The 14,868-nt window shown below is 42.8% G+C and carries 10 protein-coding genes and 1 tRNA gene; 5 read left to right on the top strand and 6 right to left on the bottom strand.

Annotation, left to right across the window (positions count from 1 at the left end; genetic code table 11):
* Nucleotides 1-4: 4 nt before the first annotated feature.
* Nucleotides 5-1,444 (bottom strand): hypothetical protein, encoded by a 1,440-nt coding sequence (locus tag BD_RS12265; RefSeq protein ID WP_011165077.1) that lies wholly within the window; start codon nucleotides 1,442-1,444, stop codon nucleotides 5-7.
* Between the two features lie 256 nt (nucleotides 1,445-1,700).
* On the opposite strand from BD_RS12265, the gene BD_RS12260 reads away from it, so the two are divergent.
* Nucleotides 1,701-1,777 (top strand) — tRNA-Met (locus tag BD_RS12260).
* 313 nt (nucleotides 1,778-2,090) lie between these two features.
* Nucleotides 2,091-2,738, top strand: a complete 648-nt coding sequence (locus tag BD_RS18195) for a hypothetical protein (protein WP_011165076.1) — start codon at nucleotides 2,091-2,093, stop codon at nucleotides 2,736-2,738.
* A 15-nt stretch (nucleotides 2,739-2,753) separates the two neighbouring features.
* Here BD_RS18195 and BD_RS12255 read toward each other — a convergent pair whose 3' ends face one another.
* Entirely contained in the window at nucleotides 2,754-3,854 is a 1,101-nt protein-coding gene (locus tag BD_RS12255) for an SIR2 family protein (RefSeq protein ID WP_011165075.1), read from the bottom strand.
* 155 nt (nucleotides 3,855-4,009) lie between these two features.
* Between BD_RS12255 and BD_RS12250 the strand changes: the two genes are divergently transcribed.
* Nucleotides 4,010-8,728: a DNA primase small subunit domain-containing protein gene (locus BD_RS12250; RefSeq protein ID WP_011165074.1), complete on the top strand. Its 4,719-nt coding sequence runs from the start codon at nucleotides 4,010-4,012 to the stop codon at nucleotides 8,726-8,728.
* A gap of 12 nt (nucleotides 8,729-8,740) precedes the next feature.
* On the opposite strand, the gene BD_RS12245 is transcribed toward BD_RS12250, so the two are convergent.
* Complete coding sequence (locus tag BD_RS12245; RefSeq protein WP_041583594.1) at nucleotides 8,741-9,289, bottom strand: hypothetical protein; 549 nt, start codon at nucleotides 9,287-9,289, stop codon at nucleotides 8,741-8,743.
* 263 nt (nucleotides 9,290-9,552) lie between these two features.
* On the opposite strand from BD_RS12245, the gene BD_RS12240 reads away from it, so the two are divergent.
* Nucleotides 9,553-10,656: a tyrosine-type recombinase/integrase gene (locus BD_RS12240; protein WP_011165072.1), complete on the top strand. Its 1,104-nt coding sequence runs from the start codon at nucleotides 9,553-9,555 to the stop codon at nucleotides 10,654-10,656.
* Between the two features lie 55 nt (nucleotides 10,657-10,711).
* Nucleotides 10,712-11,365, top strand: a complete 654-nt coding sequence (locus BD_RS12235; protein ID WP_041583593.1) for a hypothetical protein — start codon at nucleotides 10,712-10,714, stop codon at nucleotides 11,363-11,365.
* A 128-nt stretch (nucleotides 11,366-11,493) separates the two neighbouring features.
* Here BD_RS12235 and BD_RS12230 read toward each other — a convergent pair whose 3' ends face one another.
* The 3 genes from BD_RS12230 to BD_RS12220 are packed head-to-tail and all read right to left on the bottom strand — an operon-like array spanning nucleotide 11,494 to nucleotide 14,855.
* Complete coding sequence (locus BD_RS12230; RefSeq protein ID WP_011165070.1) at nucleotides 11,494-13,452, bottom strand: DUF2075 domain-containing protein; 1,959 nt, start codon at nucleotides 13,450-13,452, stop codon at nucleotides 11,494-11,496.
* 41 nt (nucleotides 13,453-13,493) lie between these two features.
* A complete protein-coding gene (locus BD_RS12225; RefSeq protein WP_011165069.1) occupies nucleotides 13,494-14,417 on the bottom strand; it encodes an SPFH domain-containing protein in 924 nt (307 codons plus the stop codon).
* A 15-nt stretch (nucleotides 14,418-14,432) separates the two neighbouring features.
* The gene (locus BD_RS12220) at nucleotides 14,433-14,855 is read right to left on the bottom strand and encodes an NfeD family protein (RefSeq protein WP_011165068.1); all 423 of its coding nucleotides are present in this window, start codon (nucleotides 14,853-14,855) and stop codon (nucleotides 14,433-14,435) included.
* Nucleotides 14,856-14,868 lie beyond the last annotated feature (13 nt).

The raw sequence follows: 14,868 nt of genomic DNA, 5'->3' as shown, positions 1-14,868 counted from the left end.
TGTCTTAGAAGGAAACAGAGCTGTGGGTCACGTGAGTCGCAGATTCGATCATCTGAGGTCCCACCGGAGCCGTCGTTGCCGTCTGGCTTCCGACGAAATTCACTTCCCAGCGTTTTTTGCCGGCTGGAACTGAGTCATTCGGCCATTGTGGCAGCTTCATGCGCTCAAGCCAGTTCTGAGCATAAACTTCCCATTGTGGGTTCAGGACTTTCACTTTTGCAGAGCCTTGAACCACTTCCTCTTCCTTGGAAAGGACAGAGTAAGTCGCAATCGGGCTGACACCATCAATCGTATTAAACTTAGGCATCAGGATCTCGCCAGATTGCAGGGACGGATCCGGGATCAAAGGCAGCATCTTAGGTGCTACGCCTGCCGCGAACGGAAGAAGTGTCGCACTCATGCGGTCGCCACCGGACTTCATCTCAGAGGTTTTCTTCAATACGCCCAGAACCATCGGCTCGGACCCTGGCAGGGTGTTTAGACCCAGTTTTTTGCCGTTTTCGATCTTTTTCACGTCTGTTGGGATCAGATAGCCGGACTGATTGGCTACGCCGACTGCGATGAACATCTCATCACTGCGGAATGCCGGGGCCATCACGTCTTGTTTGGCGTTGAAGTTCAGCTCGCGCGTTGGCATGTCCAGACGGGTGCTGCCGGATTTCACGTCGATGTCGCGAACAGCTCCACCGTTGATGGTGAAGCTGTTGATCAGCTCATAGAATTCAGCTCCGCCGCGAAGGGCGTCCACGGTGGATTTGAATGGGAATCTGCCGCGAGCCGCAAAAACGCGGTTCACACCGGTGTTTCCGTAGTAAATGCGATAGTTCGGTTTATCCAGAGTGATCGTGAACAGAGCGTATTTCTCGCTTTGGCGAGGCAGGGAGATGTTGGCTGGAACATCGATGTCCTGACCCATGGCTTCGATGCGATCAGATTGAGGACTGATCACGTTGTTGATGTCGAAGGAAAGCAGCGCCATTTTAGAGAACGCGGGCATCACCAAACCGAAATCCACATAACCGTCTTTGTCCTGAACCGGCAGACCGGAAGTCACACCTTTGACTTCATATTGAGTGGTCGTCACGGACGGGCGCAGTTTGAAGGTCAAAGCGCCTGGTTCCTGGTTCATATAAGTAGAGCGAATAAAGCCCGGGGCTTGAACAGTCACAGCCATGCCAGTGTTCCAGCCGGCCGGGATTTCAACCTGGCCGTTAGCGTCTGTGGTCAGGAAGTTCCCGCTGAACGGGGAGTTCAGGGCATCACCGATCAAAATTTGAGCATTTTTAATAGGCTGGTCATCAAAGGTGCGAACGGAAATGACGTTAGCACTTTGTTGCCAGAACAGGCCTGCAAGGCCTTCAGAATCACCGGTTTTTGGCGTTTTCTTGTCAGAACAGCCTGCCAACAACGCTGGGACGGCAAGTGCCATCATAAGCTTTTTCATAAGTATCCCTCCGTGGTGGTCCTTATATAAGGACCATGTTGCGGTCCCTGTCTTTGGGACCCAAAATCTGTCACAGTCTGTAATTGCATTGCGGAAAAGCCACAGGGTCAAGACTTAAGGCGGGCTAAGTACGAAAATTTAAGTTTCGAAATATAACGCAAAGCCCATTATTGACTTCCTGCGTGTTCACAACTAAAAATCTTGCTTCACGCAGACAAGTGGGGACTTCGTTCCTTATAAGTTGGCGTTACTGTGTGGTGGGGTAGCTCAGCTGGTTAGAGCAACGGAATCATAATCCGTAGGTCGGCGGTTCAAGTCCGCCTCTCACTACCAATTTTTTAAAAAGGCAGCCTTTGAGCTGCCTTTTTTTATTTCCAAAGCGGGTTCAAATCCCGACGATCACCCCAATTTTCTTCTCTTTTTATCTCAACTAATTTAACCCGGAAGGCTGGGCTTGGCCCGTCGGAGGTTAGGATCGCCTTAGCCGCGTTCAGCATTCAAAATTGCCTGGTGTCGATATGAAAGGTGTCACCTATACATTCGCAATTCTACCGACAATGCCTATTGACGACTATTTGTGACTCTTATGTAAAGTTAATTTAATTGAGACATTGCTTTCCGAAATTCGAGTATTTATTAGTAGTTTATGTCAAATACATATTTTTGTGGAACTTTGCGGTCGTTGCCAGAGCTTGCTTTACATATCTTTCGTTTCGCGGAAGTTAAAGCTGTTATTTTTGCTTTATTAACACTTTTGGGATCAGTGTTTTCCGAGCAACTAAAAGATATTTGGCTGGATAAACCCATGATGGTGTCATTCTGTGTTTTCTTAGGAACTTTGTTTTTACAATTACTTAGGCAAGTTCGTGGTCGGCGAATGCATTACTTTGAAAAGTCTATGGTTCTCTATCGCGACAGTTCAAGATACACGGTTTTAAAAGCATCTCGAGATTACACAAGAAGTTTTTATGAGGTTCATATTAGGTATCGGCATCCGATGCAAAGGGTGCCGGTCGTGACTGTCGCGAATTTTAATTCTGATGTTCCTGGAGTTGTGGTCGAAGTAAATCAAATTCTTCCTGAAAGGGATAGTTGTATTGTTTCATTTTGCGTAAGTTATAGTGATCCAAGATTTATGTTTTCGGAAATGCAACCCGATTTTCCTTTGCAAAGTTTCGAGCTGACCGTCGATGGGACCGAGCGATATTTGTATCCGTTTGTTAAACGCTTGATTCATGCGACCCCCGAGGAAGGATTTTTGGTTCCACAGTTAGTTAACCACTATAGAAAGTAGTATTTTCAAGTTCACTTACCACTCGGAAACAAACGGTTTGGATTTGACGATCATCTTTCTTTTGGGCTTTATGCTTTTTTCCAATGGAACTAAATTTTTGAGTAAATCCAGACACATTACGTCTCCATGAATAGACTTCTTTTTTAGGAAGGCTGGTAAAAAACCAATCTGATTGTAAATTCGAGTCCGATCTCTCTGCCCAATGCCGATATTTGTGGAGAATATATATTTTCCTTTGCGCCAGTCCTCTTTGAGAGATTTGAATATTAAATCATTATTAATAGGATCGAATCCATAGCCAAGGAAGTATATTTTAGTTGCTTCCTCGATGATATTTTTTATTTTTTTTCTTACATCGGTGATGGAGTTTTCATCTCGGTCTTCGCCGATTACTTTGATACGACTACATGCCTCGGTATAAAAAGAATCGCTCTGAGGAGACCATTCGGTGTAGGCTCCCAGATCACCATAAACATGAAGAATATCTAGTGAATCAACGAGAGTCTTCGCTTCCTCTTCGGGCATGTGATGAAACTCGATCAAATGTTCGTAGATGTATCTTTCGAGAAGTCGATCATAGTTGAATGTTACTATTTTGGGGGGTGATTTAAAGAATTCATCTGGTGATGGCTCTATATATTCTTTAATTAGAAACTGTATCCAGTCTGCATCTTGGCAGCCGATTGGTTCTTGATTCTCGATGTTCGAGATTAAATAAGACAGAAGAAACTTACCAAGCGTGGGGTAAACAGTTCTTTTGTAGTCATTCTTCGATAGGTGTATGCGGGAAAGATAAGAGTCAATCGAGGTAGCGCTTGAAGCTGCAAATGATTTGATGAATTCATCGAGTTGCTGCCCTATGAATATGTCTTTTGAATTGGAGCCGTATTTTTCGGCTCCAGGCAGCAAATTCATATCCATAATTTTTCTGCAAAGTCTTTGTTTTTCTAAAAAAGCTTGCGACTTATGTGAGGACGACGTCTCATTTACAAAAATAATTTTTCCGGCAGTAAGAAGGTCTTTTAATTTTTTATTGATGTCATTGCTGGTTGGAAAACGATATGGCTTATGTGCACCGGCTCCGATGATTAGTAAATTTTGACTCAATTTTGTCATGAGTGTCCCTTCTGAGATGCAATCAAGCTAGCATAGTTGCCCATATTATTGGCGATACGACGCAGCGTGCCCCTGTTGGCAGGGTCTAGACTAAGGAATAGTAAACTTTTGTTTATTTTGTCCGAAAAGTTATAACTCACTTTGAAGGGCAGCAGATGAGATTTATTTTTCAGACATCGCACGTAAGAGCGGAAGGCAATGAAGTTTGGTCAAAATTGAACCAGAGTGAAGTTAGCTATCTATTGAACTTATCTGAGCAAGCTAGACAGAGAAAAAAGGCATTTTATTATTCGATACAGCTTTATGATGGCAATAAGACGCTTTACCCGTTTCTTTTTATCGATATTGACTCAAAGGACCTAGAGGCATCTTTGACCGTTACGATAGCGATCGTAAAAGAATTTATTGAGAAAGGTCTAACCTTCGATAAAGATTTTTCTGTAGCTTTTAGCGGAAGCAAAGGCTTTCATATTCTACTTAATACGAAGGCAATTTTTGGATTTATTCCAGATTCCGATTTGTTCCCACCTAAGCAACAAAAAGATCTAGTAAAGAAGATATTTTCCGAACTTGTTCCTAGCATGTCTGAATACCTGGATGATTCCATATTTGGAACTCATCGAATGATGCGTGCAGAATATTCTATCAATAATAAGTCGGGTCTTTATAAGACACCCTTAACTCTCAATGACTTGGGTGCGGGGCTGTCAAATATTCTTACTCTGGCAAAGCGGTCTCAGCCTGTCACGACGGAATTTTACTCAAGATTTGAAATATCGGACGGAAAAAATGAGTTTCTAAGTCAGCTACTAGGTAATCTTTCCGTAGAGAACGAAGATGTTGGAGTTGAAAGAGAGCGAAAGAAGAGAACGATAAAAAAATCTCGCATATCGAAAAGCAATGATACGAATGCGTACGTATCATACTACTCATGTCGCGCTTTACGTCAGTTAGGCTCGAAAATTATATCAACGCACGATGCTGATCATAATGAGAGGTTGGCTTTGGCGTCAGCTCTGAAAGATTCCGATTTGCGAGACAAATTGGTGCATGAGATTTTGTCAAAAACCGAAAAGTACAAAAGGACAATAACTCAAGAAAAGATTGATGGGCTAAATTTCGTTGGAACATGCGAAATGTTGCACGAAAAGGGAATCTGTAAAGAGCTTTGCGATAGATATAAAGGTAAAACAAAATCTGAGATTCAATACCCAGGATACTTATCAAAAAGATCGTCAGATGTGGATTCGTGGGATCATCTCGCATCTTCCGAAAATATCAAAAATGTAGCAGTTAAGCTTTTGAATTATCATACTACAACTACTGATTTTTTCGACTGGACTAATGCTAAGCAATTTCTTGATCAGGTCGATCTCTTTGCGATCGGTGTGTCAGATTATCTCCGACGTCTGGCAATTCCAGAATCCACCGGTCTTTTGATTAAAGTGTTAAAACAAGAGAATGCCCAAAGAGATCTGGTTCGTGTTGGGTTTGAAACTGAATTACTAAGTAGTCTGTTTTGTGAAAAAGGGTTGAGAAATAATAAAAAATTTAAAGTAGAGAATATTAAAAATCCGAGTGTCCATTCATTCGGATATCAGCAGAGTGATACTTCGGGGAAAGCTCTAATTGGATCGTGGAGAGCTGAATATTCAGATTTTAGAAATACCTTGAAATCTATAGCAGAAACAACGCCGCACGCGCTTGTGCTGTCAACGGATCTGAAGAGTTTTTATCCTAAAATTACGAGTGAGCACGCAAAACGACTAATAGGCGAAATATTTAAAGACGCTAGAATTATTGACGTTGTGTCGTCGACGTCCAAAGCTTCCTTAAAGAACTACAGAGATGGAGCCGCGGTAGCTCGCGATACAGGTTTGCCTCAAGGACCTTTGATAGCGCATGTGATTGCTTCGAGACTTCTCCTTAAGATAGATGCTCAAATTTCAAACTCAGTTTCGCCGAATGACTTTCAGATGGTGAGATACTGCGACGACTTTCATTTTTTTATTAAAGATCATAGTGTTCTCTCTCGCATTCAAGGTCTTTTGAATGAGCTGGAGGAGAAATTTGAAGTTTCTTTTCATAAAGAAGATGGATCTGAAAAAGTATCGTTATTCGAGATAGAAGAGTATAGACAGAATCAATTAGATAATGACCTTTATAAGTATCAAGTTCGATTTGAGTCCGAGTTAAGCAAGGTTGATCCCGATGAAAAGCGAGAACTCTTAAGAGTTATTACGCGTCTGTTTGATTCGCGGTTAAAAAAGTATTTATCTGGTGATTCCGGGGTAAATATAAAGGATTTAGAGAGAGACATATCAGCTATGCAGTGGCGCATACCTGAGCTCGTCATGGATGGAGTAAATTTTAAAGAAGAGATTCTCAGTCTTGGCAGTGTGATTTGTAAATTCTTAGAAAGTCCTATTTTATCTCATAAATTGCGGACTAGTCTTAGCGGGCTACTATTGGGGTTTGTAATTTCTTTGCACGAGGAAATAGGAGAGCTGAAAGAGCTATTTCTCAAACTTTATATGAACGGACGTAAAGATTGTCAGGAGAATATTCTAAGTTTATTGGTGAGAGAACTTTGTTTGGATGGGTCCGCACGCGTCAAAGCTATCGGGACCGAGATTTTGAAGGTTGATTTGAGCGGCTCATCGCATAAATCTCTTCTCTTTGATATGCTTCTAAAAGAGATCGAGTACTTGGTTGACGATAATCGAGTGTTTGATGAAAAGATATGGGGAGTCGGTGCAGATGTCGGTCATAAAAATCTTGCAGGAATAGTACGAGATTTGCAGCAAATGGAAATTTCTCCTGATGGTTTCAGAAAGATTTGTGTTGAGTCAGGAACAATATTTAACTTTCAAGTAAAATACTTTGTTGATCAGATTATTAAAATGCATGACGGGTTGAGTATGCCTGAACGTTATGCATTTTTTAAAGTAGCCTACGATTATAGCATTCATCCGGTGAAAGAAGTTTTCTGGGCAGATTTTGATTCTTTTTTAGATCAAAAACTAGTTAGCAGGCAAGAAGATGACTTCATCCAGGGGCATACAGCACTTCTCAAAAAAATGATATTTGAAATGACGAAACGAGAGCCTGATCGCATCGAGATTGTGAATAAGGTCAACTCAATGAAAATCATTGGTGATGGCGAAAACTATTATACTATCTCTTTTCCGAATCTCGTAAATTTTCCTGGTATTTCAAATAAGAAAATGATTTTTGCTGCAAAAAAACTTAACTCACTTAGTAAGCTTGGTGAGGTAATGCTTCATATAGATGAGAAGACTAAGGAAATTGCACTTGTTTACAAATTTCCTAAAATTGATATAGATGATCTGTCTTCATACCTCGATTCATCCAACAGTTTCGATGATATTCTGGGTGCAGAGCTATTTCTGTTTCAAGATCAAGATCGTCTGGTCGATCTTATATTGTCTGCCAAGAACCTAGGGCTGGCTCGAGATAGAAACACCACCAAGATAATTCCATTAGATGTAAGTCAAGTGTTGAAGGATACTATCAATGGAACATATACCTTTAAGAATGAGTCTGTTGTTAAGGTTGTAAACCGAAAAAAATCTATCTTACCTGGTCGCCGCATAATGGAGTTCAATGCTGCTTGTGGCGTTAATGATGCAAAATCATTTTCATATGGACTAGGCGGGTGGGAATTCTTAAATACGTTGCAGGATAGTAGCAAAGCTAGCTTTTTTAACAAAAAGCCATCAGATGTTGCCTCTAAAATTAGTAGTATTAAGCGCTACGGATCTTGGATTATGAAAGGAGAGGCGAATAAGAGTGCGGATCTTGTAAACTTCTACTGTTATTCTATTTTTAGAGATCTGTATAAGCGTCATCGTAAAGTCCGCTTAAGACAGGGCACTTCATCTGTGATGTTTGTGAATTACGAAATTCTTCAGAATGCGAAACACATCTTAGGTATTGTTCCTGATAAAAGAGAAGGTATAAATCAAAATTTATATCGTTTCGTTCGCGAAGATATTGAGCTTCACAAAGAATTTAAAACTAAAAATCTTCCAAGTATCGATCTGGTTACAGGATATAGTCTGCTTTTTTTATACAAATCTATTGATAAGTATTCAATGTCTGACAGGGCCGCAGTAGTCACTTTAGCCCTTGTTGGCCTCGTACAAATTCGCAACTCAATGGAGGAACTGGGCTCTACTTATGATATTGCGAGCGGTAGTAAGCAATCTTTGGAAAAAGAAATTAATTCTTTTTTTGACGATCTTGAGAAACTATTGAGAGTGAACTATCTTTCACCCGATCTTTCTAACTTCAAAGTGTATGAAGATCTTTTGGAGCGTCGATTTAATGATATTTTCGATGAGTTGGGGGCTTTGAGGCTTCGAAAGTTGAAGCTTCAAAAGATTAGAAAAGTTATTGATGTAGAGCCAACCTTTGCTGAAGATGAGGCTGAGCGACAAAAACAAATTTCAACGAATTTTGAAAATATTCATCTTAAGTATGATGTGGTGAGGTCGGATGGTATCGAGATATTCGGCGTTTTATTTTTTGACAAGATAGTTGACTATCTTAGACCGGAGACTGGGACGTATTTGAAGGATAGTTTCTCAAGGTTGCACTCATGGAAGGTCGATACCCATGATCTTTTAGAGAAGCACGGTTTTGTTACAACCGCTCATGATAAGCATGTTATTAGTTGTTATCCTTCGGGATTGATCTTTTACCCAAGGAAAAGGTTCGGGGACTCCAAGCTCGATTGGAAGAAGGTGTTGCTTCTTTATCTCCTATCTTTCATTTGCCTTGGTCTTATAGCGAAGTTTTGGGAGAAGATAATTGAAGCTCTTTGGTTAGCAATTGCCTCGATGTTTTAATCGTTGGCGCACTTAACGCAGACGATTTTCACCTATTTCGTGGCGAAGACCAAGGGCGGCGCCAGCTAGTGTTTCTGCTAGTCTGAAGAGAGCTTGGACTACATCATTCATGGGTTGATGATCCAAAGAATACATTTTATTTCCATGAGGACTATCGACAAATAAAGAAATTGTGGGCTTTGGTGGACGTATTTCTGGATTTCTTTCTTGCATACCAGATTTTACCTTGTCGCCTGTTGGCGACATAGGATCTGGATAGCGAAAGAAAGTGGATGTTCGGTCAACCTGTTCAACGAGTTTAATATCTATCTCGATATGCTCAGGGATTTTCGTCCAATCGGTTTTTGCGATATCTCTTAGCTGACTTTGGTGTGTGATTACTAAATCTCGGAAATGTTCGAAGAGCTGGCTTAGAGAGTGAACCTTTTTAAATGAAATTCGATCGGCCCCCTTTGAAATAGAGCAAATCGAGTCTTCTTTGCCGTCTGTTAAGTTTAACCTTTTATTTAAAATAACAATCGCGCCTTTTAAAAGCAATGGGGAGGTGGCGATTGAAATCACCACTTTTTTCTTTGATTGATTCTTTGGCTATGCGCTCAAATGAGCCAGCCATTGCGGTAAAGCCATGGTCGTAATGGAGATATAGGGGTAAAAACATTTCTTCGATCACGAGGTCCTCCTGTGGCATATGAAAAGTATCGGTTTTAAAAGAGGCTAGCAAATGAAATGGTTACCACTTTGGGGTAATTGTGGGAAAAAAAGGTCCGTTCTTTGATATTCGAATGGTTGGATGAACTCCGGTCTGTCTAGACAAAGGAGACCACATGGCAATTAGAGTATATCAAAGAGATGGGCAGGTATGTTTCAAGATTCAATTTACCTCTCGAAGTCGCATCGCTAGAGCTAATGTTCGATTGCAGCGAGATCTTGGAGCTGTAACAAATGTAGAAGCTAAGCGCGAATACGAAAAGCTTAAAAAAGAAGCGGAAGCTCAACGTCTTGAAAAAGAACGAAACGGACTTGTTTGGCGCGATATTTTGTCGCGTTGGAGCAAGGATGTTTTAATGAATGGCCCCTATGAACAAAGCTTGAGCAAGCGGGACATTTATAATGCCCTTCAGATGCAAACCAAAACTTGGATGCAATTTCCTGTCGAACAATTACGTCCAATGTCGATGAGGTTGATCTTTAACGAAATGGAGAAGAAAGGGTTGTCGAAAGGACGGATGAAGTCTGTTCGCAGCGCCGTGAATACACTGTTCGACTGGACCCAGTTAGAACGCATTATTCCTGCCCATGTTGAAAGCCCAGGACGAGGGGTGGCAATTCCCAAGGTTGAAACTAAGATGCAGCCCATACTTAATCGTGACGAAATAAAACTCTTTTTAGGAAAAGCACGAGAAATCGGTCACGAATATTATTATTTGTGGGCGGTGGCAGTTAGTACGGGGTGTAGATCAGGGGAGTTGTGGGCGCTTCGATGGACTGATATTTCATTCTCAAGTAGGCTCGGATGCGACAAATCGACCAAAACCAAACATTCCAGGCAGATCCCTATTAATGCCGCGCTCGAAATGCTCTTAAAAGAGTTAAAATTGAAGACCGCATCGACGGGCTATGTTCTCCCTAGGATAACGTCGTGGAGGCGTGGAGACGCATCTAAAGTGTCTCGGAGCTTTTGTCAGGCGTTGGGACTTCCTGAGATTACTTTTCATGCAACGCGAGCTTGTTTTGCGGTGCAGTGCCTCGTCGGTGGCTTGGACATTGTAACAACAATGAAGCTTGGTGGTTGGGAGAATACTAAAAGCTTTCAGCACTATTTTCGCCTGGCAGGTGTAGATATACAGGGGCCTACAGATGTGCTCGATTTACTACCCTGTGAGATAGAATTTAAAGTGATCGCCATTAAAAAGCTCGAAACAATTTAGGAATGTAATATAAAATGGAGTTCGCAATTACGGAACTATTTTGAAAGGCACGAGCATGGAAGATCAAAATAAGTTGGTGCAAAAAGCTTTGGATCGAATCAAGGGAGCTGTTGAAAGGCCCGGACCATCTGATGAGCTAAGCAGAGCACTTGGGCAGTTTCTATTTTACCAGAATAGAATTGAAATCAACATGGAGAGGCTAATTCTAAGCTTATGCCCGCAAGTTAAGCATTATATCGAATCAAAAACGAAAATGGGCTTTAGTGAAAAACTGTTGTTGTTGGAGAGTGTGACTCCGGATCACGACAAGCTTCCTTTATTTAGATTGTTGAGGGAGCTCAATGGAATCAGGAATAAATTAGCTCATAGAGAGTTTTCCGACGATATGGTCAAAGCTGAGCATCTCATAACCCTAATTCAAAGCTCTTTTCATATGGGGCCAAGGGAGCTAAGTAAAGTCGGGGATTCTAGTAAAATCAGCATTGCGGTTAAGGCGTCAGAAGTTACTAGTATTTATATGGATTCTCTTGTGGGTGCTGAGCGTTTTAGCCGGGAAGAAGACCCAGAGTTCAAACTGAAGGACGAGATAGCGGGCACCTATCAGAATGCCCTCGAGAAAAGGCTGAGAAATTTGATTATGAAATTTCAGACCAATTTAAAGGAGCCTGAGCTGGGAGAATATCAGAAAAAGCAGGGGATGAATCCTTAGGCTATGAATCTGGGTGCAACTAGATGGTTAATTCAAGTCTAACTAGCTGAAATTAGGGGGATGTCGAAGTTCACCCCAGTTGTTTGTTCTGATAGTTTCCGAAAGCTCTCAATGTCCCATGTAAGCAGCTAGTCATTAAGGATATACTGTAAATAGGAGAAGAGCTCTTCATAGTCTCCAGGGGGGCGAGTGCCATCATGGGGATCCCCCTTCGGCACAAAGAGAACCAATCCTTGTCTCGCCCTAGTCAATAGCACGCGGTACTTGTTTTTTAAGTAGGACTGATCAGTACTGCTTTTGATGTTGTTCCATTTTGTACCCGCAAAACTGCGGAACTTAGTCTCTTTTTTTAAGGACAGAATAAAGTCGATATCCCATGCAACGCACGTCCAATCTAGCTCCAGGCCTTGCACATGAAACTCGGTTGCAACGTCTTCCATGAAGAATGAAGATCTGACATCCTTCTTATCGTTCAGAAACCAATTAACTGGCTCTATACGAGATTTTACGTCCAAGCCGTGGGCTTTGAGTCTCCCAGCACCCGAAGAGGCCAAAATGCCATACCGCTCATTGCCACGAGACTTCTCTTTCAGCCAAAGCTTTGCTTCCTCAAGGCTTCGTGTCAGCTTGATCGGGTACTTTTCTTTGATTTCGGAATAGAGAGCCTTGGCCTTGTCGATGTCCTTATCAAGAAGGGCTGACATGAAGTCAGAAACTCGTTCGGATCTAAACGATCTAACTGATGCCGTAAGGTGAAGGTTTTTGTCGACGTGATGGCGACTACTGAAGGCTTGAACAAATTTCTCGATATTTGGAATGTCGGCCGATGAGGTAGTTGACGGGAGGCACACTTGCCAGTGGGGAAATTTGTTGTGAATTGCATCCAACCACTCAGAGATACCAGCTTCACCTGTATTGATTTCTTGGCCACCGCCGACAAGGCAGATGATTACAGCCCAGTCCGCGTGGCGATCCATAAGTTTAATGAGATATTCAGGTTCTGAGTGATCAAAGTCTGCTACACCTTTCTTCGTCTTCATGAACTTGGTGGTTTGTGTTTTGTTCCAAGCTCTCTGCGCTTCATCAAAAATAACTACTTTTTCGGGTGGAGGAGCATCGGTTCGAAGACCTTCATCTCGGAAGTGGTGAATGTTTTGTATAAATGACTTTGCCTTTGCACGGGCAGCACTAAGTTTAACGGGGCTTGAAGCTTTGGACCTATTTGCCTCGTCTTTTGCTAATGCTTCTTGGAGAATTTCTACTAAAGGACCATTGCCAGACAAAAGAACCGCATGTTGGTTTGCAACTGGATTATTCCATGAAGTTGCTAGGTCAAGGCCGACTAGTGTCTTCCCCGCACCAGGGACGCCAGTAACAAGGCAAATAGTTTTCTTTTTCTGCGAGATCGATTCGTCAATAATCTTTTTTAATGCCGCAGAGGTAATGGACAAGTTGGTAGCGCCGGCATCGGAACGACTAATTTCTTCAACCTGGTGACCTGAGTAAAGGGCTTTTGCCGCTTCAACGATTGTCGGAGTTGGCTTGTACCCTGAGGCGTCCCATTTCAAAAGATCAATCTCAGGTCCTTTTGCATTCGTTTTGAGAGCCTGCAGATGAGTGGATAGATTTTGAGAATTTGTCCTAGTTAAAGACCAAACGCCATCATCAAAGCGAGAGGGCAAGGCTTCAGTATGGGTTGCTTCTGTCGCGACCAGTACGGGAAAGATGTCTATTTGATGACTTCCTTCGTGGAAGTTCTTTAGGTCAAGTGCATAGTCCATTGCTTGATCGGCAGCATATGAATCAAATTGACTAGAACCAACCTTAAATTCAATTGAAAATAGAGCATTTCCAGAGATGACTATCAGGTCAACACGTTTGCCGACACGAGGGATAGAATATTCAAAATAGACGTGCCCAGGTATTCCCTGAAGAGAAGTCTGGAGAATCTCGATCTGCTTTACCCAGGCATTCTTTTGCTGTTCTTCTAAGGTAAAATCATGTGCTTTGCTCAGTAATCCAAGGATGCTGGATGGGGCATCGACAAGGAATCGAGAAATATCATTGGAGTAATAGGCGCGCTTCATGGTGCTCCGGCAAAGAAGAGGGGCCGCAAAGCCCCATGTGTTTATTTTTGCGTTTTCACAATCTGCATCGCGCTAGCAATCAACCCACTCATATCACTCAAATTCGCCGGAACGATAATTGAGTTGTTGGTAGCAGCCAACTCACCAAATGCATTCACATACTGCTCAGCCACCTTCAAACTAACCGCATCCGCACCACCAGGCTCTCGGATTGCCGCGGCCGTCTTTCTTAGGGCCTCAGCGCTGGCTTCCGCAATTGCTAGGATCGCAGCCGCCTGACCTTCGGCTCTATTGATTGAGGCCTGTTTTTCACCTTCAGACTTAGCAATGGCGGCTTCTCTTTCACCCGAAGCAAGATTGATCTGTTCTTGCTTGCGACCTTCAGACGCCGCAATCAGGGCGCGCTTTTCACGCTCGGCCGTGATTTGGGCCTGCATCGCATGAAGAATTTCTTTTGGTGGCGTTAAATCTTTGATTTCATAGCGCAGAACCTTGACGCCCCAGTTGGCGGCGGATTCGTCAATTGCGTTCACGATTGTCGTATTGATGTGATCACGTTCTTCGAAGGTCTTATCCAGCTCCATTTTACCAATCACAGAACGCAAAGTGGTCTGTGCAAGCTGCGTGATCGCGGCAATATAGTTTGAAGAACCATATGAAGCGCGCATTGGATCGGTCACCTGGAAGTATAGAATACCATCAACCTGCAATTGGGTGTTGTCTTTGGTAATGCAAACTTGAGGAGGTACATCTAAAGGAATCTCCTTCAGCTCATGCTTATATCCAACTCGGTCAATGAAGGGGACAACGATATGCAACCCTGGCCCCATCGTCGTATGGTATTTGCCGAGGCGTTCGACGATCCAAGCATGTTGCTGAGGGACGACGTAAACGGTCTTAAGTACAAAGATTACGGCTACCACAAGAATCACAACTGAAATTAGAGTAAAGAACTGCAGGTCCATCTAAGATGTCTCCCATTAAGGTTTTGCTACAAAAAGTCGATTACCACGAACTTCACGAATGACGAAGGTGCCAGCGGAAGCTTCTCCGCTGATCAGCTCAACGTCCCACATGGCGCCACGATACGTTGCTCGAGCTGTGTTTTCTGAACTCCAGGCATCCACTTTGATTGTTTGCCCGATGTCGATATTGACGTTGGGATCAGATTCACTTTGCACATGACGAGGTTTTCCAAAGCGAGACTTCCGCAGAATTAGGGTGCAAACCACCCATATGACTGCGGCAATGATAGCTTGCAAGCTAACGTTAGCCCCCAGTAGGGCGGAGATGCCCGCCGCAGCCATCCCAATTGAGATGACCACCAAGTAGAAAGTGCCAGTGAGAAGCTCTAGTCCCAGCACTAAACCAGCTAAGACAAACCACATGATCCATGTTTCCATCGCTGATCCTTCA

This window comes from Bdellovibrio bacteriovorus HD100 (assembly GCF_000196175.1).
GTDB classification, from domain to species: domain Bacteria; phylum Bdellovibrionota; class Bdellovibrionia; order Bdellovibrionales; family Bdellovibrionaceae; genus Bdellovibrio; species Bdellovibrio bacteriovorus.
Note: the sequence above shows the minus strand (reverse complement) of the source record. Positions and strands in the feature narration are given on the sequence as shown.

What these genes read in the sequence shown, in the direction of transcription:
- BD_RS12265 (WP_011165077.1), bottom strand. Translation starts at nt 1,444, where the DNA reads ATGAAAAAGCTTATGATGGCACTTGCCGTCCCAGCGTTGTTGGCAGGC.
- BD_RS18195 (WP_011165076.1), top strand. Translation starts at nt 2,091, where the DNA reads ATGTCAAATACATATTTTTGTGGAACTTTGCGGTCGTTGCCAGAGCTT.
- BD_RS12255 (WP_011165075.1), bottom strand. Translation starts at nt 3,854, where the DNA reads ATGACAAAATTGAGTCAAAATTTACTAATCATCGGAGCCGGTGCACAT.
- BD_RS12250 (WP_011165074.1), top strand. Translation starts at nt 4,010, where the DNA reads ATGAGATTTATTTTTCAGACATCGCACGTAAGAGCGGAAGGCAATGAA.
- BD_RS12240 (WP_011165072.1), top strand. Translation starts at nt 9,553, where the DNA reads ATGGCAATTAGAGTATATCAAAGAGATGGGCAGGTATGTTTCAAGATT.
- BD_RS12235 (WP_041583593.1), top strand. Translation starts at nt 10,712, where the DNA reads ATGGAAGATCAAAATAAGTTGGTGCAAAAAGCTTTGGATCGAATCAAG.
- BD_RS12230 (WP_011165070.1), bottom strand. Translation starts at nt 13,452, where the DNA reads ATGAAGCGCGCCTATTACTCCAATGATATTTCTCGATTCCTTGTCGAT.
- BD_RS12225 (WP_011165069.1), bottom strand. Translation starts at nt 14,417, where the DNA reads ATGGACCTGCAGTTCTTTACTCTAATTTCAGTTGTGATTCTTGTGGTA.
- BD_RS12220 (WP_011165068.1), bottom strand. Translation starts at nt 14,855, where the DNA reads ATGGAAACATGGATCATGTGGTTTGTCTTAGCTGGTTTAGTGCTGGGA.